The organism is Muricoccus roseus (assembly GCF_900141905.1).
GTDB lineage: Bacteria > Pseudomonadota > Alphaproteobacteria > Acetobacterales > Acetobacteraceae > Roseomonas > Roseomonas rosea.
The window spans coordinates 68628-91339 of sequence record NZ_FQZF01000022.1 but is presented as its reverse complement, the minus strand read 5'-3'; the positions used below and the strand labels follow the sequence as shown (position 1 = coordinate 91339).

Below are 22712 nucleotides of genomic sequence, written 5' to 3'. Positions count from 1 at the left end.
ATGTCCCCCCCGCCTGTGACGCCGCTCCTCGACCGGGTACGTGTGCCGTCCGATCTCCGGAACTTCTCGCCCGAGCAGTTGAAGCAGTTGGCGGAGGAGGTTCGTGCCGAGACGGTTCACGCGGTCTCGACCACGGGCGGGCATCTGGGTGCGAGCCTTGGGGTGGTGGAGCTGACGGTGGCGTTGCACGCCATCTTCGAGACGCCGCGGGACCGGCTGATCTGGGATGTCGGGCACCAGGCCTATCCGCACAAGATCCTGACCGGGCGGCGGGACCGGATCCGCACGCTGCGCCAGGGGGGCGGGCTGTCCGGCTTCACCCGCCGCAGCGAGAGCGAGTACGACCCGTTCGGGGCGGCGCATTCCTCCACCTCCATCTCGGCCGGGCTCGGCATGGCGGTCGCGCGCGACCTGCTGGGCGCGCAGGGGCTGGGCCAGGGGCCCGAGCAGGCGGTGATCGCGGTCATCGGCGACGGCGCCATGTCGGCCGGCATGGCCTATGAGGCGATGAACAACGCGGGCGCGATCAAGTCCCGCCTCATCGTCATCCTCAACGACAACGACATGTCCATCGCCCGCCCCGTGGGCGCCATGTCGGCCTATCTGTCGCGGCTGATCTCGTCCCGCCCCTTCCTGTCCATCCGAGAGGTGATGGGCCGCATGGCCCGGCGCTTCCCCCGCCCGCTGGCCCAGGCCGCCAAGCGGGCGGACGAATATGCCCGCGGCATGCTCACGGGCGGCACCCTCTTCGAGGAGATGGGCTTCTACTATGTCGGGCCGATCGACGGGCACGACCTGGACCACCTGCTGCCCGTGCTGCGCAACCTGCGCGATGCCGAGGAGAGCGGGCCCATCCTGCTCCATGTGGTCACGCAAAAGGGCAAGGGCTACGCGCCGGCCGAGGCGAGCGACGACAAGTACCACGGCGTGGTCAAGTTCAACGTCGTCACCGGCGAGCAGGCCAAGGCCCCGCCCGGCCCGCCCTCCTACACCAAGGTCTTCGCCCAGGCCCTGATGGCCGAGGCCGAGGCGGACCCGCGCATCGTGGCCATCACCGCCGCCATGCCCGGCGGCACGGGGCTGGACGCCTTCGAGCGCAAGTTCCCCCGCCGGAGCTTCGACGTGGGCATCGCCGAGCAGCACGCGGTGACGTTTGCGGCCGGCATGGCCACCGAGGGGCTCCGGCCCTTCGTCGCCATCTACTCGACCTTCCTCCAGCGCGCCTATGACCAGCTGGTGCATGACGTGGCGCTGCAGAACCTGCCCGTGCGCTTTGCGATGGACCGGGCCGGGCTGGTGGGCGCCGATGGCGCGACCCATGCCGGGGCCTATGACATCGCCTATCTCGGCTGCATTCCGAACATGACCCTCATGGCGGCCGCCGACGAGGTGGAGCTGGTGCATATGGTGGCGACCGCCGCCGCCCATGACAGCGGCCCGATCGCCTTCCGCTACCCCCGCGGCGAGGGCACCGGCCTCGAGCTGCCGGCCCGCGGCACGCCCCTGCCCATCGGCAAGGGCCGCGTGCTGCGCGAGGGGAACAGCATCGCCATCCTCTCCTACGGCACCCGGCTGGCCGAGGCGCTGCGGGCCGCCGACGAGCTCGCCGCCCAGGGCCTCTCCTGCACGGTGGCCGATGCGCGCTTCGCCAAGCCGCTGGATACCGATCTGCTCGAGCGACTGGCCCGCAACCACAGCGTCCTGCTCACCGTCGAGGAGGGCTCGGTCGGCGGCTTCGGGTCCCTCGTCGCCCAGCACCTCGCCCATGCCGGGCTGCTCGATGGCGGATTGCGCTTCCGGCCGCTGGTCCTGCCGGATATCTATATCGACCACGAGACGCCCAAAAAGCAGTACGACCTCGCCGGGCTCAACGCCCCCCAGATCGCACAAGCCGCACGCAACGCTCTCGGACAGGACGCCTCCACTCAACCCGCGAGGGCGTGAAGTAGGCATTCGAGCGGGCGGAACAGCGCCACCATCGTGGCGTCCTTCACGCCGAGCGTGTATCCGGGCCGGGTTCGCCGCCCGGGCGCGCCCCGGGGGCCCGACTCCAGCGTGAGGCGCCGCCGTGACCACCCGAACCTCGCTCATCGGCCGCCTCGTCGCCTTCAGCGCCGCCCGCCCCTGGCTGGTTCTGCTGCTCGGCCTCGCCCTCTCCCTGGCGGCGCTGCTCTACACCAGCCGGCACTTCGCCATGACCACGGACACCGCCGAGCTGATCTCGACGGATCTGGAATGGCGCCAGCGCGAGATCGCCTATGACGCCGCCTTCCCCCAGCAGGAGGACCTGATCGTCGCGGTGATCGACGGCGCCACGCCGGAGATCGCCGAATCCGCCGCCGCGAGCCTCACCGCGGCCCTGCGGGAGAAGCCGGGCCTGTTCCGCAGCGTCCGCCGGCCCGATGGCGGCCCCTTCTTCGACCGCAACGGCCTGCTTCTCCTCCCGCTGGAGGAGGTCCAGGCTACCACCGAGCAGCTGATCCGCGCCCAGCCCTTCCTCGGCCCGCTCGCCGCCGACCCCAGCCTGCGCGGCGTGCTCGGCAGCCTGTCCACGGTGCTAGAGGGGATCGCGCGCGGCCAGGCCGGGCTGCACGACATCGCCCCGGCCGCCACCGCCCTGGCCACCAGCTTCGAGGCCGTTCTGGCAGGCCGCCCCGCCTTTTTCTCCTGGCGCGCGCTGATCAGCGGCACCTCCCCGGGCCCGCGCGAGACAAGGCGCTTCGTCCTCGTCCAGCCCGTCATGGATTACCGCGCGCTCCAGCCCGGCACCGCGGGCAGCGCCGCCATCCGGGACACCGCGCGGCAACTGAACCTCGACCCCGCGCATGGCGTGACGCTGCGCCTGACCGGCCCCGTGCCCCTGGCGGACGAGGAATTCGCGAGCCTCGCCGAGGATGCCGGCCTCGTCACCGGCGCCATGGTCCTCGCCCTGGTGGGCATCCTCTGGATGGCGGTGCGCTCCATCCGCTTCGTGCTGGCCATCCTGGCCACCACCATCCTCGGCCTGATCGTCACCGCCGGGCTCGGCCTGCTGGCCACCGGCCGCTTCAACCTCATTTCCGTTGCCTTCATCCCGCTTTTCGTTGGGCTGGGGATCGACTTCAGCATCCAGTTCAGCGTGCGCTGCCTGGCGGAGCGGACGGTGCACCCGGATCTCCGCGAGGCACTGGCCACGGCCGGCCGGGGCGTCGGGCGTTCCCTCGCCCTTGCCGCGGCGGCGATCGCGGCCGGGTTCTTCGCCTTCCTGCCCACCAGCTATATCGGCGTGGCGGAGCTCGGGGTGATCGCGGGGCTGGGCATGGGCGTCGCCTTCCTGCTGAGCGTGACGCTGCTGCCGGCCATGCTCATGCTGATGCGCCCGCGGGCCGGCGGACGCGCCGAATTCGGCTATGCAGCCCTCGCGCCCGTCGAACACGCCCTGCACCGGTACCGGCGCGGCGTCCTCCTCGCCGCGGCTCTGGCTGCCGTCGGCTCCATCGCCCTGCTTCCGCTGGTGCGCTTCGACTTCAATCCGCTGCACCTCCGCAGCCCGACGGTGGAATCCATGTCCACCATGGCGGATCTGATGGCGGATCCGGACCGGACCCCGAACACCATCAGCATCCTCCTTCCCTCCCCCGCCGAAGCGGATGCGCTGGCGCGACGGCTGGAGGCATTGCCCGAGGTATCGCGCACCGTCTCGCTCAACAGCTTCATCCCCGCGCGGCAGGAGGAGAAGCTGGCCCTGGTGCAGGACGCCGCCATGCTGATCGGCCCGACGCTGGAAGCCGTGCAGCCCGCCCCGCCGCCGACGGATGCCGAACTGGTCCGCAGCCTCTCCGGAACGGCGGCCGCCCTGCGCCAGGCGGCCACCGGCACGGGTGAGGACGAGGCCGCCGCACGCCGGCTGGCCGATGCGCTGGACCGCCTGGCGGCAGGCACGCCCGCGCAGCGCGCCGCCGCCTCCGAGGCCGTTATCGCCCCTCTCCGCACGCTGCTCGGCCAGACCCGCGCCCTGCTCTCCGCCGGCCCCGTCACCCGCGCCGACTTGCCGCCCGAGCTGGTGGCCGACTGGACGGCCCGGGATGGCCGCGTCCGGCTGGAGGCCTATCCGCAGGGCGACCCCAACGACAACGCGGTGCTCCGCCGCTTCTCCGCCGCCGTCCAGGCGGTGGTGCCGGAGGCGGTGGGCGTGCCGATCTCCATCCAGGCCGCGGGCCACAGCATCGTCACCGCCTTCCTCCAGGCCGGCGTACTTTCCGCCGCCGCGGTCATCCTGCTGCTCGCCCTCGTGCTGCGGCGTGCCCATGACGTGACGCTCGCCATGCTGCCGGTGCTGCTGAGCGGGCTGCTCACCCTCGCCACCTGCGCCGCGCTCGACCTGCCCCTGAACTTCGCTAATATCATCGCCCTGCCACTGCTCTTCGGAATGGGGGTGGCCTTCAACATCTACTTCGTGGTGGCTTGGCGGGCGGGGGAGCACGACCTGCTGCAATCCAGCCTCACCCGCGCCGTCGTCTTCAGCGCCCTGACGACGGCCACGGCCTTCGGCGCGCTCTGGCTCTCCAACCACCCCGGAACCGCCAGCATGGGCCGGCTGCTGATGATCTCCCTCGGCTGGGAGCTGGTCGTCACGCTGATCTTCCGCCCCGCCCTGCTGGCCGAGCCCCCGAAGCGGCCCGCGACGCTCTGACGTCCGCGGGGCCGCCACCCGGCGTTCCTTTCACAGGGTCGTGCGTCAAAGAAAGGCTGTTCCGCGCCGCGCCGGCCATTATGCTGCCATCATGCCCTGCCGCAGTCTCCCGCTTCTCCTCGCCCTCACCCTCTCCCTCGGCGCCTGCGCCACACGCGGGGCCGATGGCGAGGCCGCCGCCACGCCTGGGGACCCGCTGGAGTCGGTGAACCGGGACATCCTGGACGCCAACCTCGCCGTGGACGACGCCGTGCTGCGGCCCGTCGCCCTCGGCTACCGCGAGGTGGTGCCGGAATTCGCCCGCCGAGGCATCCGGAACGCGCTCGACAACATCTCCGAGCCGCGGGTTCTGGCGAACAACCTCCTCCAGGGCCGCTTCCTCGATGCCGGCCACACGACGATGCGGTTCTTCTTCAACTCCACCGTCGGGCTGGGCGGGTTGTTCGACGTGGCGACGGATTTCGGCATCGCCCGCCGCACCGGCGATTTCGGCCAGACCCTGCATGCCTGGGGGGTGGAGGACGGCGCCTACCTCATGCTCCCCCTGGCCGGCCCCTCCAACACGCGGGACACGGTGGGGCTGGTGGCCGACGGCTTCATCAACCCGATCGGCTGGCTGCTGCCCTTCGAGGGAAACATCGCGCGCAGCGTCGTGGACGGCGTGGACCTGCGCGAGCAGAACATCGAGGGGCTGGACGCGCTGCGCAGCGGCTCACTGGACTTCTATGCCCGCCTGCGCAGCGTGTGGCAGCAGCGCCGCAACGCGGAACTGGGCCGCGTGGACGATGGGGGCGACCGGCTCGACGTGCTCGAGGATCCGGGCGCCCAGTAGGGGCGGCTCAGCCCCGCAGCAACTCGGCCGTCTGCCGCCGCAGCTCGCTGGCCAGGCGGTCCGCGCCGCCCTGCTGCAGGATGGTCGCGAATTCCGACCGGCGCGAGGCCAGCTCGCTGATCGTGCCGGTCAGATAGACGTCGACGATCCGCCAGCCGCCATTCGCCGTGTTGCGCATGAGGTAGTTCAGCTGCACCGGCGCATCGTTCGCTCGGTTGAGCGAGGTCCGGACCATCCCGTCGCCGTTTTGCAGCACCGTTTCGCCGGAGGTGGTGAAGCTCTCGCCGGAATAGCCGTTGAACCGGTTGGCGTAGGTCGCGATCGACCATTCGGAGAAGGCCTGCACGAGCGCCTGCTGCTGCTCGGGCGTCATGCGGGACCAGGGCGGGCCGACGGCAATGCGGGTCATCGCCGCGAGGTCGAAGGCGGCGTCCATCTCAGGCCGCAGCCGGTCGAAGCGTCCGCGCACACCGAGCTGGCGCGCGTTGCGCATCAGCTCAATCAGCGCGGCATGGAAGCGCTCGACCACCTGTGACGGACCGGCCTGGGCGAAAGCGACACGCGGGGCCGCCAAGGCGGCTGCGAGGCCGAGCAAAAGCCGGCGCGAGGAGAGGGGCATGGAGGGGTGCTGATCCATGCCCCGTGCCTTAGCACAGGCCGCAAGCGTGCGCCCCTGCCAAGGCCGAGAGCCCCTTCCCTATTGCGCCGTGACCTTCGCGGCGCGGATCACGGGGGTCCAGAGGTCGAACTCCTCGCGCACGAAGCGATCCAGCTCCGCCGGCGCGGAGGGCTCGGCTTCGGTGCCCAGCTCCGCCAGCCGTGCCTTGGTGGCCGGGTCCGTGAGGCACTCCCGCACCGCCGCGCTCATCCGGGTCACGATCTCGGGCGGCGTCGCCCGCGGGGCGAAGAGCGCGGTCCAGGAGCGCACGCCGAAGCCCGGAACCCCGGCCTCCGCCACGGTGGGGATGTCGGGCTTCAGCGCCGAGCGGCGTTCCCCGGCCACGGCGAGGATCTTCACCGTCCCCGCCTCGCCCTGGGGCAGGGCGGTGGGGAGGTTCAGGAAGGCCAGCGAGACCTGCCCCGCCACCAGGTCGTTCAGCGCCGGGCCGCCCCCGCGATAGGGCACATGCACGATCTCGACGCCCGCCTTCATGGCGAAGAGCTCGCCCGCCAGATGCTGCGAGCCGCCGACGCCGGAGGAGGCAAAGGAATGCTTGCCCGGCTCGCGCTTCAGCAGCGCGAGCAGGCCGTTGAGGTCGCTGACGCCGAGGCGGTTCGCGACCGTCAGCGCCAGCGGCACGTCCACGAGCATCGACACGCCGGCAAAGGCCTCGCGCGGGTCCGGGATCGAGCCGGGCGAGACAATGGGGTACATCACGTGGTTGCTGGCGGAGGAGACGAGGAAGAGGGTGCCGTCGGTTGCCCCGCGGGCCACCGCCGCCGTGCCGATCGACCCGCCCGCGCCCGTGCGATTCTCCACCACGAAGGACTGGCCAAGAATGGCCTGCAGCTTCGGCGCCAGAAGCCGCGCCACGACATCGTTGGAACCGCCCGCCGCATAGGGCACCAGCAGCGTCACCGGCCGGTCCGGCCAGGCACGCTGCGCGAGGGCGGGCATGGCCAGCACCGCCCCGGAGGCTGCGAACAGGCCTCGGCGAGTTGCTCTCTTCATCGTTCTCTCCCTTGCGCCGGCCCTCTATCCAGGCCGGACGAATCAAAATGCATATGAGGCTTGCACATCACGGCACGCCATTGCGACGATGCCGGAAAGACGCCGCGTCAACGCGGCGGAATCCGGAGGAAGCACCATGACGACACGCCGCAACCTGCTGCTCGCAGCGCCAGCCCTCGCCCTTGCCGCAAGCGCGCGCGCGGCCGCCTGGCCCGAGCGGCCGGTGCGCATCGTGGTCTCCTTCACCGCGGGCGGCACCACGGACATCATCGCGCGGCTCGTCGGCAACTACCTTTCCGAGCGCTGGGGCCAGCCCGTGGTGATCGAGAATCGCCCCGGCGCGGGCGGGAACATCGGCACGGAGTACGTCGTCCGCTCCGCGCCCGATGGCTATACGCTGCTCGTCGGCTCGGTGGGGCCGCTGGCGGTCAACCAGTCGCTCTACCGCACCATGCCCTATGACACGCGGCGCGACCTGGCCCCCGTCACGCTGCTGGCCGGCGTGCCTAACATCCTCGTCGTCGTGCCGGACCACCCGGCGCGGAGCGTCCAGGCGCTCGTGCAGATGGCGAAGGAGAAGCCCGGCGCGCTCTCCTACGGCTCGACCGGCGTCGGCACCTCCTCGCATCTCTCGGGCGCGCTGATGGACCAGATGGCCGGCATCCAGACCACCCACGTTCCCTATCGCGGCGCGGTCGCGCTGAACGACCTCCTGAGCCGGCGCATCGACTTCATGTTCGCCACCATCCCCTCCGTCATCGAGCAGATCCGCGCGGGCAAGCTGCGCGCCATGGCGGTATCCAGCCTGCAGCGCTCGCGCTCCGCGCCCGACGTGCCGGCGATGGCGGAGCTGGGCTTCCCCGGCTTCGACGCCTCCTCCTGGTTCGGGATGGCCGCGCCGGCGAATACCCCGCCCGACATCGTGCGCAAAATTTCGGCCGACACGGCGGCGATCCTGAAGCGCCCTGACATCGAGAAGCAGATGGTCGACCAGGGTGCCGACCCCGTGGGCAATACGCCCACCGAATTCGCCGCCTACATCGATTCCGAGATCAGGCGCTGGGCGGAAGTGGTCCGCGTCTCCGGCGCCGTGGTCGAGTAGCGTCCCCCCGGCCAGGGGGCACACGCCCTGCCCCCTGGCCATGGAGATCAATCCGCGTAGCTGGGATCGAGCCGGTCCAGCATCCGCAGAAGCGCCGGCCACTCCATCACGCCATAGGGCCGGCGCACATTCGGCTGATAGTTCTGGTAGGTGGCGTCCAGCACCGCCTGCGGCACCTGGTGCAGCGGCGTGTTGCAGGACATGGCCGCGATCTGCGCCTTGCAGGACAGCTCCAGCCGGTGCAGCGCGTTGAAGGCCTCGCCCACCGTGCGCCCCACCGTCAGCAGCCCGTGGTTGCGCAGGATCATCGCGTTGTTGTCGCCCAGATTGGCGATCAGCCGCGTCTGCTCATCCGTGTTCAGTACCACGCCCTCGTACTCGTGGTAGCTGATCCGGGCGAAGCGCATCGCCGTCTGCGTCATCGGCAGCAGCCCGCATTCCAGCGAGGAGATCGCCATCCCCGGCCAGGTATGGGTGTGGATCACGCAATCCAGCTCATGTTTCGCGCCATGGATCGCGGAATGGATCACGTAGCCCGCGCGGTTGATGCCGAAGTCGAAGTCCCCGTAATCCGGCTTGCCCAGGATGTTGCCGTCGATATCCACCTTGATGAGGGCGGAGGCCGTCATCTCTTCATACATCATGCCGTACGGGTTGATGAGGAAGGCCTCCTCTCCCGGCACGCGGACGGAGATGTGGTTCGCCATCATGTCCGCCATGCCGTAATGCGCGACAAGCCGGTAGCAGGCCGCGCAATCGATCCGCGCCTGCCACTCCGCCGGCGTCACCTGCTCTCGCATCGAGCTGATGCGAAGCACCTTCCTGGCATTCTCGAGCATCGTCGTTCCTCCTGGGCCGTTTCCCGGAGCGGCTTTTCCGCCGCTTCCGCCATGTTCCGCCCGGCGGACGCACCGGGCCAAGTCTTTTCCGCCCCTCAGGCCGCCGAGCCGAGCGCGCGATCCGATGGCTTGTTCCCGGGCGGCGGGGTCGGGTGGCGCTCCAGCGCGTGCCGCAGCAGCGCGGCGGAGCGGTAAACGCCGTGCACCATCTTGCTGTAGGGCACCACGAGGAACAGGGCGAAGATCACGCCGAGATGAATGGCCAGCAGCACGCCCATGGCCCCGGTGTCGCGCAGCCCCAGCAGAAGCAGCCCGGTGAAGGCCGCCAGGAACAGGAGCACGAGCAGCGCGTAATCCGCCCCCAGCAGGTTCCGCGCGGCGGGCGCCGGGTCGGAGACGATCTTCACCCAGATCAGCCCCGCCGTGCCGATCACCATCCCCACGCCGCCCCAGGTGCCGAGCTGCACGGGCAGGCTCCAGAAGGGATAGGGCGCGGGATGGCCCATGATGTGGTCGTAGAAGGTCGCCGTGGTGGTCGAGGCGAAGCAAAGCAGGAAGCCGTAGAACATGAAGTGGTGGAAGCGGCGCCGGACCTGCGAGAAACCCTCGTCCACGTCGTTGCAGCCCCCGCCACCGCCACCGAGATTCTTGAGCGTGAGGATGTCGTGCAGCGCCACCATCAGTGGCTTGGGTCGCGTGAGCTCATCCGCCTTGCCGCCCGTGTCGCGCCAGAAATTGCGGAACCCCATGATGAGCGCGAGGATGGAGAAGAGGAAGGTGCCACCGGCCAGCGTCACCATCAGCCACCAGGGGATCACGCGGTAAAAGGCGCCCGGCCCGATCTGCGGCTGGCACAGCACGCGCGGGTCGACCAGTGCCATGGTCAGGATCAGCGTCAGCGTGATCACCGCCACCGTGGCCAGCGAGACCACCGTGCCGTTGCGCTTGAACAGCCCAGCCAGCGGCCCCGGCCAAGCATATTCCTCGTAGGTCTCGGAGCGAACCTGGGCGAGGACCTGCGGCAGGTTGATGTTGAACGGATGTGGCGGCGCGTACTGACACGCGTAGTAGCAGCCGCGGCAGTTGTGGCAGAGATTCGCGATGTAGCTCAGGTCGCCGGTGGTGAATTCCCGGCGCATGGTCATCGCCGGGAACACCGCGCAATAGCCCTCGCAGTAGCGGCAGGCGTTGCACACCTCCATCGCGCGGCGGGCATCGGTGGTCGCCTCAGTTTCGCGCATTCCTCGCGGCCTCCCTGCCTGCGATCCGTCCGAAGACGGTGCCGATCGCCATCCCGAAGCCGGCCAGATAGCCCTTGCCCAGGATGGAGCCGGCCATGATCTCACCCGAGGCGAAGAGGTTCGCGCTCGGCTTGCCGTCGTCCATCAGCACCCGCGCGTTCTCGTCCACCTTCACGCCGAGATAGGTGAAGGTAATGCCCGGCCGCAGCGGATAGCCGATGAAGGGCGCATCCGTGATCGGCCGCGCCCAATGCGTCTTCGGCGGCGTGAGCCCCTCGGTCCGGCACCCGTCCAGCCCGGTGGAGTTGAACTCGCCCGGGACGCAGGCCGCGTTGAACTCCGCGACGGTCTTCTCCACCGCCGCGGGGTCCAGCCCCAGCTTCGCCGCCAGCTCGCCCACCGTGTCCGCCTTGATGGCGGGGAAGACGCTCGGCATGAACAGCTTCTCGCTCTTCACGTCGATGATGGCATAGGCCACCTGGTCCGGCTGCTGCGCCACCAGCCGCCCCCAGATGGCGTAGCGCTTGGGCCAGACATCCTCGCCCTCATCATAGAAGCGCTCGCCATGCTTGTTCACGACGACGGAGAAGGGCACGCAGTCCAGCCGCGTGACGATGCCACCGTCGAATTTCGGCGCACGCCCGTCGATCGCCACCGCATGGCACTGGGTCGGGTCTCCCACCTGCCCCACGCCCTGGTCCAGCAGGTTCCTCAGCACCTTGCCCTTCGCATAGGGCGTGCCGCGGATGAGGAAGTTCCGCGCGGCCGGTCCCCAGCCGCGCTCCAGCCATTCCAGGTCGGCCTGGAAGCCGCCGGAGGAGGCGACGACCGTCTTCGCCCGGACTGTCTCGGGGAAGCCGCGATGGTCGATCACCACCTCCCGGACGAAGCCGTCATCCATCTTCAGGTCGACGGCCTCGGTGTCGTACAGGATGTCGATGCCCAGCCGCTCGGCCGTGGCATAGTAGGCATTCACCAGCGCCTTTCCGCCGCCCAGGAAGAAGGCATTGGTCCGGCTCAGGCTCAGAGTGCCGGAGAGGGAGGGCTGGAAGCGCACGCCGCAGCCCTCCATGAAGGGCAGCGCCTCCTGGGTCAGCCGGATGGTCATCCGCGCCAGGTGCTCGTCGGTCTGCCCGCCCGTCACGCGCAGCAGGTCGTCCCAGTACTCATCCTCGAGATAGGCCTCGGTCAGCACTGAGGTCGGGGCCGTGTGCATGGTCCGCATGTTGCGGGTGTGGCGGCTGTTGCCGCCCCGGAACGCCTTGGGCGCATGCTCGATCAGCAGGACGGAGCAGCCGGCCATGCGGGCGGTCACGGCGGCGCAGAGGGCGGCATTGCCGCCGCCGATCACCAGCACGTCCCAAACCCGCGAGAAATCCGGCATCGTCCGCTGCGCCCTGAGCTGTATACCGGCGGATACGATCTTCCCGGGCGCGTTTCAAGCGGCGTTCCATTCGCCGCCGATACGGCCCTGTGGTGGAAGCGCCCCGGGGCGGCCCCGAGATCAGCCGCCCCCGTGCTCCAGCCCGATCCTCACCTTGAATGCATTGCGGATGTGCCGCCGCGCCGCGGCCTCGGCCCCCGCCGCGTCACGCGCCTCAATGGCGGCCATGATGGCGGCATGCTCCTCCACCGATTCCGCGCCGCGCTTGGGCACGGCCAGGGTGGTGCCGGCCAGCAGCGCCAGCGAGATCCGCATGTTCTCCAGCGTGGCGTTCAGGAAGCGGTTGCGGGCGGAAAGGCGGATCTGCCGGTGGAAGGCCCGGTTGGTGGCGGCCAGCGCCGCCGGGTCGGCCAGCAGGCCCCGGTCACGCTCCACCATCTCGCGCAGGATCTCCACCTCCGTGGCAGTGGCATGGGTGGCGGCCAAGCCGGCGGCCGTGCCCTCCAGCACCTCGCGCATGTGGTAGAGTTCGGCCATCTGGCCGTAGTCCAGGCTGGCCACCACGGCGCCGTGATGCGGCTCGTGCAGCACCAGCCCCTGGGCCTCCAGCCGCTTCAGCGCCTCCCGCACCGGCGTGCGGCTGATGCGGAAGCGCTCGGCCAGCTCCGCCTCGCGCAGGCGCGTGCCGGCGGGAAGCGCGCCGCTGTCGATCGCCTCCAGCAACAGGTCGTATGCCTCGGAACCGGAGGAGCGGCTGGGCCTGGGCGTCTTCGTCACCATGCCCTCCCCTACCCCGTCCGGCGCCCGCGGGCGATGTCCAGGAACACCTCCTCCAGGTCATCGCGGCCATAGCGCTCCAGCAGCTCGGCGGGCGCGCCGCTATCGACCAGCCGCCCCCTCTTCAGCATCAGCACATGGCCGCAGAGCCGCTCCACCTCCGCCATGTTGTGGGATGCGAGGAGGATGGCGCAGCCGCTCTCCGCCCGGTACCGCTCGAGCCAGCTCCGCACCCAATCCGCCGTGTCGGGGTCCAGGCTCGCCGTGGGTTCGTCCAGCAGCAGCACGTCAGGGCGGTTGATCAGCGACTTCGCCAGCGCCACCCGCGTCTTCTGCCCCGCCGAGAGCTCGCCGGCCGGGCGGTCCAGCAGATCGTCCAGGGAGAGCTGCTCGGCCAGTTCCGCGATCCGCGCCCGCGGCTCCGGCACGTCATAGAGATGGGCATAGACCTTCAGGTTCTCCCGCACGCTCAGCCGATGCGGCAGGGCGATGTAGGGGGAGGAGAAATTGGCCCGCGCCAAGGCGGCGAAACGGTCCCGCGCCATGTCATGCCCCAGCACCCGCGCGCTGCCCGCGCTGGGGATCAGCAGGCCGAGCAGCATGGCGATCGTGGTGCTCTTGCCCGCCCCATTGCCGCCCAGCAGCCCGAAGGTCGCGCCGCGCGGCAGGGTGAAGCTGAGGGAATCCACCGCCACCACCTCGCCGTAGCGCTTCGTCAGGCCCTCGGCCGCGATGGCCGGGGCAGCAGGATCAGGTGCATGGCGCATGGGCATGGCATAGGACGCCGCGCGGCGCCCCGCCAGGACGGGGTTCTCAGTTCCGCAGGTGCCGGTCGGTCGCGCGGCCCTGGAACAGGGTGATGCCGTGCTCCCAGCCCCAGGCGATGGCGGCGGTCCGGTCCGCCCCGGTCAGCACCACCGCCAGCCCCGCCCGCCGCGCCGCCAGCACCGGCCCGGGATCGGCGGGCAGGGCATCGGACCAGGCCAGGCGCAACAGGCCCGCCCCGACTCTCCACGGGGGCAACAGGGCCAGCGCCGCGCCGCCCGGCGCCTCCAGCGCCAAGCCGTAGCCACGGCTCACCGCCAGGTCCCGGCCCAGGGCGAAGCCGGCCGGATCAGCCAGGATCTCCGCCGCCGGGACCGCCAGGGTGAGCATCGGCCGCACCGCGCCCGGCAGCCGCCCGTCCAGGGTCAGGAAAGCCTCCGAGGTCAAGGCGGCGACGGAGAGGGAGAGATGCAGCGGACGGGGTGCGGCCAGCCAGTCCGGCCGGGCGACCCCGGCCAGCATCCGCGTCTCGAGCGAGAGGCGCAGATGGGCCGCCAGGGCGGGCACCTCATCCAGCCCCCACCCAGGCAGCAGGCGGTCGCGCAGGGCGGCAGGCATCGGCGCGATGGACTGGGCCACCACGCCCGATTCTCCCTCCGGCGTCAGGCGGAGGATCGGCTGGCGGCGCAGATAAGGCGCGGGGTCGGCGCGCGGCAGGGTGGGAAGGATGGCGACCAGCGCCTCGGCCTCCAGGGGCGGGTGGGTCAGGTCACCGGCTTCCGGGCGCGGGGCGAGGCCCAGGCTCTCCTCCAGCCCGGCCAGCAAGGCGCCCGATTCCTCGGGCAGGCGCAGGGCGCGGATCACCCGGCCGAGATTCGCTTCCTCCACCGCGCCATCCAGCACGCGCAGCACGGCCGGGCGCAGCGTGTCGGGCGGCGCGGTCGCGACCGCCATGTCGCCATCCGGCAGATGGAACACCCGGGCGCGCCGGGCATGCTGCGGCAGGGCCAGCGCCTCCCGCAGCAGGCGGCGATGATGCGGCCGGTCCAGGCCCTTCGGGAGACAGGAGAGGCGCAGCCACAGAACGTCCCGCACCGAGCCGGAGGCGAGGCAGCGCCGCACCAGCGCGGCCAGATCCGCCGCCCCGCCGTCGGGGCCGGTCAACGGCGGCGGGTCGGCGCCCAGGGGCGGACGGGGCGAAAGACCTTGTGGCGGAGGCTCCAGCCTCACCGCGGCCTCTGCCGGAGCGCGGCGAGCAGCCTGTCGGCCTGCGGGCCGGTGAAGCGGGCGAAGCCTTGCGCCAGCCCCCATTCCAGGGCGGCGCGGTCCGCCACCCCCTCCAGCACCACCCGCGCGGGGCCGAGAGCGCGCCAGAAATCGGCGGGCAGCGCTTCCAGCGCGGGGTCATGGGCCAAGTGGAGCGCGAGGCCCGGCAGATTCGCCGGGTCGATCATCTCCAGTGCCGCCAGACCCGGCCCATCCACGGCGAAGGGCATGGCGGGCGGCCGCGCCAGGGCACGGGGCGGCAGCACCGGGAGCAAATTCGGCGCTGTCGTTGCCAGAGCCTCCGGCAGCAGGTCGAGATGCAGCGGAGCGTCCTCCGGCGCGGCGCGTTCCGCCGCGCGCCGGGCAACGACCGCCCAGCCATGTGCCTGCCAGGGCTCGCCCTCCCAGGCCTTGCCGAGCGCCGACGCGATCGCCTTCCGCGAGGGCAGGACGCGCCAGCCCGCGGGGCGCGGCATGCCACCCGGCCCGAAGCCGAGGATGGCGCGGCGTTCCAGCAGGGATTCGACCGGAAGGGCACGAAGCAGGGCCTCGGGCCCGCTGTTCTCCGGCTTCTCGGGGGCCGGGCTGGCCAGGGCCTCGGTCACCAGCGCGGCGTCGCGGCCATGCAGCACCGCGGAAAGGGTCCTGCGCGCCATGTCCAGCGCGGGCGGAGCGGCGACCAGCCGCCAGGTCCCGCCCTCCTCGGGCGAAACGCGGCCGCCCCGGTTGCGCGCGGCATCCTCCATCAGGGCGCGCGCGACGCGATGGGCTTCCGGCGCCAGGCCTGGGCCGGGCCGGAACAGCAGGGCCCCGAGGGGCGGCGGCCCCTCATGGGCCGGATGCGTAACCGGGATCATCTCGGAACCGATTCTGCCCCGGAGTGCGTTAACGCTTGGTCACCGGAGACATCGCCCGGTTGCCACCCGCCCCGGCGGCGGGCTACGCCGGGATGGATGACCGGCCCCGCGCCCGATACCCCCATTCCGCCCATGTCCTCCGCCGACCTGGCGGAGGCCGTGCGAGCCCTCCGGCGCGCCTCGGTCCTCGTGGTCGGCGACGCGATGCTGGACCGCACCGTCTATGGCCATGTGAACCGCATCTCGCCCGAAGCCCCGGTGCCCGTGCTGAGCGTGGAGCGCGAGGTGGCGATGCCCGGCGGCGCCGGCAACGTGGTGCGCAACCTCACCGCCCTCGGCACCTCGGTCGCCTTCCTCTCCGTGGTGGGGGACGACCAGGCCGGCTCCGACCTCACCGGGCTGATCGGCGGGCAGCCGGGGGTGGAGCCCTGGCTGCTGGTGCAGGGCGGCCGCACCACCACCACCAAGACCCGCTTCATCGCCTCAGGCCAGCAACTGCTCCGCGCCGATCAGGAGGTGGCGCAGCCCATCCATCCGCGCCTCGCGGACCGGCTGGTGCGCATCGCCCAGGATACGGTGGCGGCGACCAAGGTGATGGTCCTCTCCGACTACCGGAAGGGCGTGCTGGTGGGCGACGTGCCGGAGCGGCTGATCGCCGCGGCGCGCGCCGCCGGGCGGAAGGTGGTGGTCGATCCGAAGGGGGAGGACTTCTCCCTCTATGCCGGGGCGGACCTCGTCGTGCCGAACCGGGCGGAGCTGCGCCGGGCCGCGGGCATGAGCGTCGAGAGCGAGCCCGCCCTGCTCGCCGCGGCCCGCGCCCTGCGGGATCGACACCAGATCGCCGCCGTGCTGGTGACGCGCGGGCGTGACGGCATGACGCTGCTCGAGAATGACACCGTCCATCACTTCCCCGCCGAGGCGGCGGAGGTGGTCGATATCTCCGGCGCTGGAGACACGGTGGTGGCGGTGGTGGCGGCGGGGCTGGCCGCGGGGCTGCCCCTGCCCGTCGCCGCACGGCTCTCCAACGTGGCTGCCGGGCTGGTGGTGGGCAAGCTCGGCACCGCCGTGGCGCGCGACACGGACATGCTGGAGGCGCTCAGCGGCGAGCACGGCACGCTCCGCAAGATCGTCTCGCGCACCCGCGCGGCCGAGCTGGCGGAGCGCTGGCGCCGCCGGGGCTGGCGCGTCGGCTTCACCGACGGGCATTTCGACCTTCTTCACCCCGGCCACATCCACCTGCTGGAGCAGGCGCGGCGCTGGTGCGACCGGCTGATCGTAGGCGTGCAGACGGATGCCTCCGTGCGCCGCGTGAAGGGCCCTGCCCGCCCGATGCAGGCGGAGGCGGCCCGAGCCGCCGTGCTCGCCTCCCTTCCGTCGGTCGATCTCGTGACCTTCTTCGACGAGGATGATTGCGCGGCGGCGATCGAGGCGATCCGCCCCGATGTGCTGGTGAAGGGCGCCGACCACCGGATGGACCAGGTGGTGGGCAGCGTCATGGTGCAGGAATGGGGCGGGGTGGTGCGGCTGGCCGAGCTGCTGCCCCCGCGCGCCATCAGCGCCGCCGATCTGAGCCGCTGAGGCGCGGCGGCCGGACGGCCGCCACGCCCCCGGGCCCAGCATCGGCGTCGGGCCTCAGCGGCGTCCCTGCAGCGTCCCGATATCGATCAGGTGCTCGCGAATCCGGTCGCTGGCCAGCAGCGCGGTGATCTTGTCCGGTACGGGCGCCTGGCTGCCGGCGATGGCCGTCGTCAGGTTCAGCAGCTCCTGGTGGCCTTGCTCCTGCACCTGCAGGAACAGGCGGTCGAACTCCTCGCCGCTCACGGACTGCAGGCGCTGCATGGTCTGGTACTTCTGCCCGCCGAACTGCGGCTCGGGGAAGTTGTGGCCGGCCAGCTTCATGGCCTGGGCGACGCCTTCCTGCTCCCGCACTTCAAAATTGGCGAAGCGCTTCACCTCGGCGTTGGAAGCCTTCTCCACGCCCATGCGTGCGGTGGCGAGGGAGAAGGCGCCGGCGTCATGCGTCATCTTGGCGAGCTGCTCCGGCGGCGTGCCGGCAAGATTGGCCGGCGGGGTGGCCGCCTGCGGCGTGGCGCCGGGACCGGGGGCACGGGTGTTGGCGCTGTTGCCCTGGGACTGGCCCTGGGCCTGGGCCATGACGGGCACGAGGGCGGCACCCGCGAGGGCGAGCGGGATGGAACGGCGTTGCATGTGAGGCTTCTCCCAGAAGGCGCCCCGGGGGGTGGGCGCCGTGGAAGAACGGCCGGGCGGAAGGCCGGTTCCGTCCCGCGGCATGATCAAAGGGCCAGGAGGCGGGGCTTGAAAAACCGGCCTATTCGCAGAGCAGCGCGGCGCGCATCTCCTGTGCGCCCACCGGGTCGCAGGCCGCGGCCAGCCGCCCGGCGGCGAGCACGGCATAGCGGTGCATGAGCGACTTGCGCCGCGCCCCGGCCAGGGCCCGGTGCTCCGTGTCCCGCACCATCACGGCATCGAAGCCATCGCTGACGATCAGCCCGATCTCCTCGGGGATCAGCTCCTGCGGGAAGTCGCAATCCACGGCGAAGTAGAGCCGGTCGCACCAGTCCCGGTACTCGTGCCACTTGCTGTCCGAGAGGAAGTCGCGCGGGCCGGACTTCACCTCGATGGCGAAGAGGCAGCCTTCCGGCGTCAGCGCCATGATGTCCAGCCGGCGCCCGCAGGGGATGGGCATCTCGGCGAGCGGCGCCCAGCGGTTGCGCGCGCAGAAGCGCATGGCGGCCCGGCAGGTGGTCGCCGTGCGCTCGGGAATGCTCAGGTCCAGCGGCATGTTCCCGTTTCGCCCCAGGTGCCGGGGCAGGTCAAGCTTCCCGTTCGGTCCGCCCAGGGTGTAGGAGGACGGCGTGTCCGATCCCCTCCCCTTCTGGAAGCGGAAGTCCCTCTCGGCGATGAGCCGGGCCGAATGGGAAGCGCTGTGCGACGGCTGCGGCCGCTGCTGCCTGCACAAGATCCGCGACGAGGACACGGAGGAGATCCATTTCACCAATGTCGCCTGCCGCATGCTGGACACCCAGGGATGCGGCTGCCGCGACTACGCCAACCGGCGCGACCATGTGCCGGACTGCGTGCAGTTGAAGCCCCGGATGCTGGCCGCGCTCGACTGGCTGCCGCCAACCTGCGCCTACCACATCCTGGCCCGCGGGGGAGACCTGCCGGACTGGCACCCGCTGGTGAGCGGGGACCCCGAGAGCGTCCACCGCGCCGGCATCTCGGTGCGCGGCCGCGCGATTTCGGAGCGCGAGGCCGGGGCGCTGGAGGACCATGTGGTCACCTGGCCGGGCCGTTGGCCGCCCGGGTCCCGCAAGGCTGGCCAGGCCACGCGCGCGGCAGCGGCCCCGGTGGCGGCTCCCACGCCGGCCCCGGGCGTGGCCCCGGCGGCGGCCGCGGGGAAGCCGCCGATGAAGACCATCGTGAAGACAAAGCAGAGGAAAGCCGGATGACGGGTGCGCTTTACGCCGGGGTGAATGCGGCGCTGATCACGGCGGTGCATGCCGATCTCTCGCCGGACCACCGGCGCACGGCGAACTTCGCCAAGTGGCTGCTGGCGAATGGCTGCGACAACCTGGGCGTGCTCGGCACCACGGGCGAGGCCAATTCCTTCGGCCTGCAGGAGCGCCGCACCATCCTGGAGGAGCTGGCCCGGCACGACGTGCCGGTGACGCGGCTGATGCCCGGGACGGGCCTGCCCAACATCACGGATACGGTGGAGCTTTCGCGCCACGCGCGCGACATCGGCTGCCCCGGCGTGCTGGTGCTGCCGCCCTTTTATTACAAGAACCCCAGCGAGGACGGTCTCTTCGCCTATTACGCGGAGGTGATCGAGCGGATCGGCGGCGGGCTCGCGGTCTATCTCTATCACTTCCCCGCCCAGTCGGCCGTGCCGCTGACGGTGGGGCTGGTGGGGCGGCTGATCGAGGCCTTCCCGGGCGTGGTGCGCGGCCTGAAGGACAGCACGGGCGATGCGGCGCAGACCGAGGCTTATATCAAGGCCTTCGCGTCCCGCGGCTTCGAGGTCTATCCGGGGGGCGACAGCCTCTTCCAACGCATGCTGGGCCTGGGCGCGGCCGGCTGCATCACCGCGGCCACCAACCTCTCCTGCCGCTTCGCCCAGATCGTCTACGCGAAGCGGACGGGGCCGGAGGCCGATGCGGCCCAGGCCATGATGAACACCTGCCGCGCCGCCGCGGCCACCGTGCCGCTGATCCCTGGCCTGCGGGAGGTGATCGCCCGCAGCACGGGGGATGAGGGCTGGCGCCACATCCGCCCGCCGCATACCCGCCTGAGCGCCGAGGAGGCGGATCGGGTCTGGGCCGCCTGGCAGGCCACGGGCGCGCTCCCCCTGCCGGGGCTGGAGGAAGCCGGCATGATGCTTGCCTCGGCCGAGGCGTGAGCACCATGTCCGAACCCCTCCGCTGCCGCATTCCCGCCGTCGCCACGGTCCAGGCCGATGACGACACCGCCCGCGTCACCCGCTGGGACTTCCCGCCCGGCGCCGAGACTGGCTGGCACCGCCATGGCTGGGCCTATCTCGTCGTCCCCGTGACCGATGGGACCATGCTGCTGGAGGAGCCCGGCGGCGCGACGCGGGAGGCCAGCATCAAGGCCGGCGTCTCCTACACCCGCCCGCCGGGGGCGGAGCACAACGTGGTCAATGCCGGGACCGAGCCCTTCTCCTTCGTCGAGATCGAGTTCAAGGCGCATCCGGGGTGATCGGGCTGCTCCACACGGCCGCCAGCAACGCGCCACTCTTCGACGCGGCGCTGGAGCGGCCAGCTGTGGAGCTCCGCCACCTCATCCGCCCGGAGCTGCTGGAGGCGGCCGAGGCCGCGGGGGGCCTGCCCCCCGCCGTCGCCGAGCGGACGGCCGCCGCCCTGCGGGACGCGGCCCAAGGCGCCGGCGTCGTCCTCCTGACCTGCTCCACCCTCGGCCCCGTGGCCGAGGAGGCCCGCCTCCCCGTGCCGGTGTTGCGCGCGGATGCAGCCCTGGCGCGGGAGGTCGTGGCTGGGAGCGGTTGCGTGGTGGTGCTCTATGCTGCGCCCACGACGCGCGAAGCCACGGGACAACTCTTCGACGCGGCCGCACGCAGGACCGGCGCGACGATCGCGCTGCGGGCGGTCGCCGGCGCCTGGGACGCCTTCAGGGCGGGCGATACCGGGCACTACCACGCCCTGGTCGCCGAGGCCGCCGAGGAGGCCCTGGCCAGAGGCGCCGACCGGGTGGCGCTGGCGCAGGCCTCCATGGCCGGAGCGGCGGGACGGGTGCGGGGCGAGGTTCTGACCAGCCCGGCGGCCGGGCTGCGCGCCGCCCTGGCCGCGCTGGGCCGCTAAGCCTCTCCGCCTGGCCCCGGGAGGCGCCGGGACAGCCGCCGGCCCAGACGCTGGGTAGGCAGCTCCACCACCCGGTGCAGCAGCGTCGCGGTGGCCAGGGCCAGGGAAGTGGCGAGGAGGATGGCGGCGAGGGGCGGCGCCCCGGCCTCCAGCATCAGGCGGATCACCGCGTATCCGGCCACGCCGTGCACGACATAGAGCGGGTAGCTGATCCGGGCGAGCGCATCGAGCACGGGCGGAACCCTCCGGATCGCCTCCCGCTGCGCGAAAAGCAGGGCGAAGACGGCCAGCGCCGCCCCATAGGCCACCAGCCCCGGCCCGGTCTGCGCGGCCATCACCCCGCCCGCCCATTGCAGGCCGAAGAGCAGCAGCAGCACGGCGCCGGTCGCCAGGCAGGCCCCTGCCCCGGCCGTGCCGCGATGCCGGGCGCCGAAGACGCAGCCCAGCAGCATGAAGGTGATCATCTGGCCGCTCAGCGCCAGCTCCCCCAGCCCGGCCCTCCAGGCCAGGGGCAGCGGCAGGGCGCCCATCACGGCGGAAAGGCCGGTCAGCACCAGCCCGGTTGCCAGCAGCGGCCGCACCTGCCCCGCCCGCAGCGCCGGGGCGATGACGAGGCAGAGCAGGTAGAAGCGCAGCTCGATCTCGAGGGTCCAGACGATGCCGTCGATCGAAGGCATGCCGAGCAGGTCGCGGATGAAAAGCATCTGGGCCACCCACTGGGCCGCGCCGAAGGGCACCGGGTTGCCGAAATGCCGGGCGCAGGCCCAGACCGCCAGTATCGTGATGCCCAGCCCTGCCGCGTAGGTCGGCCAGATCCGGAGGACCCTCCCGGCCGCGAAGCCCGCCCTGCCCCGGCCGAGCAGGGAGAAGGGGATGACGAAGCCGCTGACCAGGAAGAACAGGGCCACGCCGAAATGGCCGGCGAAGCCGGGCGGCAGCCAGGCGTGCAGGGCCACGAGGCCCGGTGCGGCGCCTTCCCATTGGGGTGCTGCCAGGAAGGCCGCCGCGACGGCGCGCTGGTTCCAGAAATGCTCGGTGTAGTGGCTCAGCAGGACCGAGAGCGCGGCCATGCCCCGCAGGCCATGGGCAAAGGCGATCCTGTGAGGAGTTTGGCTCAAGTTCCTGAATTTCCTTTCTTTTTGCACCGCATCTTCCACATGCCCTCGCCCGGTCTTGTCAAGCCGTTGAACCGGACCCCCGGGAAGGTCCATTCTCCCGATCATGGAACAGAACGAGACCGAGAGCGTCCCCCTCCGCGCCCATCCGTTGGCCCTTCCGACGCCGACTCCGGTGCGCTGGAACCGCTCCACCCGGGCACGCCGCGTCTCGCTCCGCATCGACCCGCGCGCCGGGGAAGTGGTGGTGACCCTGCCCCCGCGCTCGAGCCGCCGCGCCGGGATGGCGCTGCTGAACACGCATGCGACCTGGGTCAAGGAACGGCTGAGCAGCCTGGCGCCGGCCGTGCCGCTGCTGGAGGGGGAGAGCGTGCCGCTGGGCGGGGTGCCCCATGTCATCCGCCACGACCCCACGGCGCGCGGTCCGGCCATCCTCTGGAATGGCGAGATCGTGGTGGCCGGGGACAAGGCCTTCCTGACCCGACGCGTGGGCGATTTCCTCAGGGCGGAGGGAAAGCGCCGCATCGGCGTGCTGGCCGCCGGCCATGCGGCCGCGCTGGGCGTGCGGATCCGCCGCATCACGCTGAAGGACACGCGCTCGCGCTGGGGAAGCTGCGCGCCGGACGGAACGCTCGCCTTCTCCTGGCGGCTGGTGATGGCCCCGGACTGGGTGCTGGACTACGTGGTCGCGCATGAGGTGGCGCATCTGCGGGAGCTGAACCATTCCGACCGCTTCTGGGCGCATGTGTCCCGGCTGACCCCGCACCGGGAGGCCGCGCAGGACTGGCTGCGCCGCCACGGCCCGACCCTGCTGCGCGTGGGCTAGCTTC

Annotated in this window: 21 protein-coding genes and 1 pseudogene; 10 read left to right on the top strand and 12 right to left on the bottom strand. The window is 71.5% G+C overall.

The genetic code is table 11. The features are described 5' to 3' along the window. From dxs to BUB97_RS17670, 3 genes are all read left to right on the top strand, one after another. Positions 1 to 1944, top strand: coding sequence for a 1-deoxy-D-xylulose-5-phosphate synthase (gene dxs, locus BUB97_RS17680; protein ID WP_073137159.1), 1944 nt, complete (start codon positions 1 to 3; stop codon positions 1942 to 1944). Positions 1945 to 2068: 124 nt separating this feature from the next. Beyond that, complete coding sequence (hpnN, locus tag BUB97_RS17675; protein WP_073137157.1) at positions 2069 to 4672, top strand: hopanoid transporter HpnN; 2604 nt, start codon at positions 2069 to 2071, stop codon at positions 4670 to 4672. 91 nt (positions 4673 to 4763) lie between these two features. Then, on the top strand, positions 4764 to 5504 hold the full coding sequence (locus tag BUB97_RS17670) for an MlaA family lipoprotein (RefSeq protein ID WP_073137155.1): 741 nt from the start codon (positions 4764 to 4766) through the stop codon (positions 5502 to 5504). Positions 5505 to 5511: 7 nt separating this feature from the next. Here BUB97_RS17670 and BUB97_RS17665 read toward each other — a convergent pair whose 3' ends face one another. Beyond that, positions 5512 to 6141: an ABC transporter substrate-binding protein gene (locus tag BUB97_RS17665; RefSeq protein WP_086062299.1), complete on the bottom strand. Its 630-nt coding sequence runs from the start codon at positions 6139 to 6141 to the stop codon at positions 5512 to 5514. 60 nt (positions 6142 to 6201) lie between these two features. Next, positions 6202 to 7176: a Bug family tripartite tricarboxylate transporter substrate binding protein gene (locus BUB97_RS17660; RefSeq protein ID WP_073137153.1), complete on the bottom strand. Its 975-nt coding sequence runs from the start codon at positions 7174 to 7176 to the stop codon at positions 6202 to 6204. A 136-nt stretch (positions 7177 to 7312) separates the two neighbouring features. Here BUB97_RS17660 and BUB97_RS17655 point away from each other — a divergent pair, with 136 nt between their 5' ends. Beyond that, a complete protein-coding gene (locus BUB97_RS17655) occupies positions 7313 to 8278 on the top strand; it encodes a tripartite tricarboxylate transporter substrate binding protein (protein ID WP_073137151.1) in 966 nt (321 codons plus the stop codon). Positions 8279 to 8325: 47 nt separating this feature from the next. Here the strand turns inward: BUB97_RS17655 and BUB97_RS17650 are convergent, their stop codons facing one another. From BUB97_RS17650 to BUB97_RS17620, 7 genes are all read right to left on the bottom strand, one after another. Continuing rightward, entirely contained in the window at positions 8326 to 9117 is a 792-nt protein-coding gene (locus tag BUB97_RS17650) for a class II aldolase/adducin family protein (RefSeq protein ID WP_073137149.1), read from the bottom strand. Positions 9118 to 9212: 95 nt separating this feature from the next. Then, complete coding sequence (gene tcuB, locus BUB97_RS17645; protein WP_073137147.1) at positions 9213 to 10358, bottom strand: tricarballylate utilization 4Fe-4S protein TcuB; 1146 nt, start codon at positions 10356 to 10358, stop codon at positions 9213 to 9215. Continuing rightward, entirely contained in the window at positions 10345 to 11742 is a 1398-nt protein-coding gene (tcuA, locus tag BUB97_RS17640; RefSeq protein WP_073137145.1) for an FAD-dependent tricarballylate dehydrogenase TcuA, read from the bottom strand. The genes tcuB and tcuA overlap by 14 nt, the downstream gene beginning before the upstream one ends. A 120-nt stretch (positions 11743 to 11862) precedes the next feature. Beyond that, on the bottom strand, positions 11863 to 12522 hold the full coding sequence (locus BUB97_RS17635; protein ID WP_073137143.1) for a GntR family transcriptional regulator: 660 nt from the start codon (positions 12520 to 12522) through the stop codon (positions 11863 to 11865). Between the two features lie 8 nt (positions 12523 to 12530). Then, positions 12531 to 13286 carry an ABC transporter ATP-binding protein gene (locus BUB97_RS17630; protein WP_086062303.1) on the bottom strand — a complete coding sequence of 252 codons (756 nt, stop codon included), beginning with the start codon at positions 13284 to 13286 and terminating at the stop codon, positions 12531 to 12533. 46 nt (positions 13287 to 13332) lie between these two features. After that, positions 13333 to 14448: a hypothetical protein gene (locus BUB97_RS17625; RefSeq protein WP_073137139.1), complete on the bottom strand. Its 1116-nt coding sequence runs from the start codon at positions 14446 to 14448 to the stop codon at positions 13333 to 13335. A gap of 62 nt (positions 14449 to 14510) precedes the next feature. Continuing rightward, a complete protein-coding gene (locus BUB97_RS17620) occupies positions 14511 to 15407 on the bottom strand; it encodes a hypothetical protein (protein ID WP_073137137.1) in 897 nt (298 codons plus the stop codon). Positions 15408 to 15530: 123 nt separating this feature from the next. On the opposite strand from BUB97_RS17620, the gene rfaE1 reads away from it, so the two are divergent. Continuing rightward, the gene (gene rfaE1 / locus BUB97_RS17615; protein ID WP_456306339.1) at positions 15531 to 16985 is read left to right on the top strand and encodes a D-glycero-beta-D-manno-heptose-7-phosphate kinase; all 1455 of its coding nucleotides are present in this window, start codon (positions 15531 to 15533) and stop codon (positions 16983 to 16985) included. A 54-nt stretch (positions 16986 to 17039) separates the two neighbouring features. Here the strand turns inward: rfaE1 and BUB97_RS17610 are convergent, their stop codons facing one another. After that, positions 17040 to 17615: a DUF4142 domain-containing protein gene (locus tag BUB97_RS17610; protein WP_073137133.1), complete on the bottom strand. Its 576-nt coding sequence runs from the start codon at positions 17613 to 17615 to the stop codon at positions 17040 to 17042. A gap of 121 nt (positions 17616 to 17736) precedes the next feature. Next, positions 17737 to 18210 carry an MmcB family DNA repair protein gene (locus BUB97_RS17605; protein ID WP_073137131.1) on the bottom strand — a complete coding sequence of 158 codons (474 nt, stop codon included), beginning with the start codon at positions 18208 to 18210 and terminating at the stop codon, positions 17737 to 17739. A gap of 73 nt (positions 18211 to 18283) precedes the next feature. On the opposite strand from BUB97_RS17605, the pseudogene BUB97_RS17600 reads away from it, so the two are divergent. From BUB97_RS17600 to BUB97_RS17585, 4 genes and pseudogenes are all read left to right on the top strand, one after another. After that, a pseudogene (locus tag BUB97_RS17600) lies at positions 18284 to 18842 on the top strand (YcgN family cysteine cluster protein). Positions 18843 to 18876: 34 nt separating this feature from the next. Next, the gene (locus BUB97_RS17595; RefSeq protein WP_073137129.1) at positions 18877 to 19830 is read left to right on the top strand and encodes a dihydrodipicolinate synthase family protein; all 954 of its coding nucleotides are present in this window, start codon (positions 18877 to 18879) and stop codon (positions 19828 to 19830) included. Between the two features lie 5 nt (positions 19831 to 19835). Next, a complete protein-coding gene (locus tag BUB97_RS17590; RefSeq protein WP_073137175.1) occupies positions 19836 to 20150 on the top strand; it encodes a cupin domain-containing protein in 315 nt (104 codons plus the stop codon). Beyond that, the gene (locus tag BUB97_RS17585; protein ID WP_073137127.1) at positions 20147 to 20767 is read left to right on the top strand and encodes an aspartate/glutamate racemase family protein; all 621 of its coding nucleotides are present in this window, start codon (positions 20147 to 20149) and stop codon (positions 20765 to 20767) included. The genes BUB97_RS17590 and BUB97_RS17585 overlap by 4 nt, the downstream gene beginning before the upstream one ends. Here the strand turns inward: BUB97_RS17585 and BUB97_RS17580 are convergent. Continuing rightward, positions 20764 to 21885, bottom strand: coding sequence for an acyltransferase family protein (locus BUB97_RS17580; RefSeq protein ID WP_175562671.1), 1122 nt, complete (start codon positions 21883 to 21885; stop codon positions 20764 to 20766). The genes BUB97_RS17585 and BUB97_RS17580 overlap by 4 nt on opposite strands. Before the next feature lie 103 nt (positions 21886 to 21988). Here BUB97_RS17580 and BUB97_RS17575 point away from each other — a divergent pair, with 103 nt between their 5' ends. Beyond that, positions 21989 to 22708, top strand: a complete 720-nt coding sequence (locus BUB97_RS17575; protein ID WP_073137124.1) for a M48 family metallopeptidase — start codon at positions 21989 to 21991, stop codon at positions 22706 to 22708. The last annotated feature ends 4 nt before the right edge of the window (positions 22709 to 22712 follow it).

Bases quoted from the DNA above. Each gene is read 5' to 3' on its own strand.
- BUB97_RS17630 (WP_086062303.1), bottom strand. From the start codon at position 13,286: ATGCGCCATGCACCTGATCCTGCTGCCCCGGCCATCGCGGCCGAGGGC.
- tcuA (WP_073137145.1), bottom strand. From the start codon at position 11,742: ATGCCGGATTTCTCGCGGGTTTGGGACGTGCTGGTGATCGGCGGCGGC.
- BUB97_RS17610 (WP_073137133.1), bottom strand. From the start codon at position 17,615: ATGCAACGCCGTTCCATCCCGCTCGCCCTCGCGGGTGCCGCCCTCGTG.
- tcuB (WP_073137147.1), bottom strand. From the start codon at position 10,358: ATGCGCGAAACTGAGGCGACCACCGATGCCCGCCGCGCGATGGAGGTG.
- BUB97_RS17670 (WP_073137155.1), top strand. From the start codon at position 4,764: ATGCCCTGCCGCAGTCTCCCGCTTCTCCTCGCCCTCACCCTCTCCCTC.
- BUB97_RS17590 (WP_073137175.1), top strand. From the start codon at position 19,836: ATGTCCGAACCCCTCCGCTGCCGCATTCCCGCCGTCGCCACGGTCCAG.
- BUB97_RS17575 (WP_073137124.1), top strand. From the start codon at position 21,989: ATGGAACAGAACGAGACCGAGAGCGTCCCCCTCCGCGCCCATCCGTTG.
- BUB97_RS17635 (WP_073137143.1), bottom strand. From the start codon at position 12,522: ATGGTGACGAAGACGCCCAGGCCCAGCCGCTCCTCCGGTTCCGAGGCA.
- dxs (WP_073137159.1), top strand. From the start codon at position 1: ATGTCCCCCCCGCCTGTGACGCCGCTCCTCGACCGGGTACGTGTGCCG.
- BUB97_RS17605 (WP_073137131.1), bottom strand. From the start codon at position 18,210: ATGCCGCTGGACCTGAGCATTCCCGAGCGCACGGCGACCACCTGCCGG.
- BUB97_RS17595 (WP_073137129.1), top strand. From the start codon at position 18,877: ATGACGGGTGCGCTTTACGCCGGGGTGAATGCGGCGCTGATCACGGCG.
- BUB97_RS17620 (WP_073137137.1), bottom strand. From the start codon at position 15,407: ATGATCCCGGTTACGCATCCGGCCCATGAGGGGCCGCCGCCCCTCGGG.
- BUB97_RS17650 (WP_073137149.1), bottom strand. From the start codon at position 9,117: ATGCTCGAGAATGCCAGGAAGGTGCTTCGCATCAGCTCGATGCGAGAG.
- BUB97_RS17665 (WP_086062299.1), bottom strand. From the start codon at position 6,141: ATGGATCAGCACCCCTCCATGCCCCTCTCCTCGCGCCGGCTTTTGCTC.
- BUB97_RS17655 (WP_073137151.1), top strand. From the start codon at position 7,313: ATGACGACACGCCGCAACCTGCTGCTCGCAGCGCCAGCCCTCGCCCTT.
- BUB97_RS17660 (WP_073137153.1), bottom strand. From the start codon at position 7,176: ATGAAGAGAGCAACTCGCCGAGGCCTGTTCGCAGCCTCCGGGGCGGTG.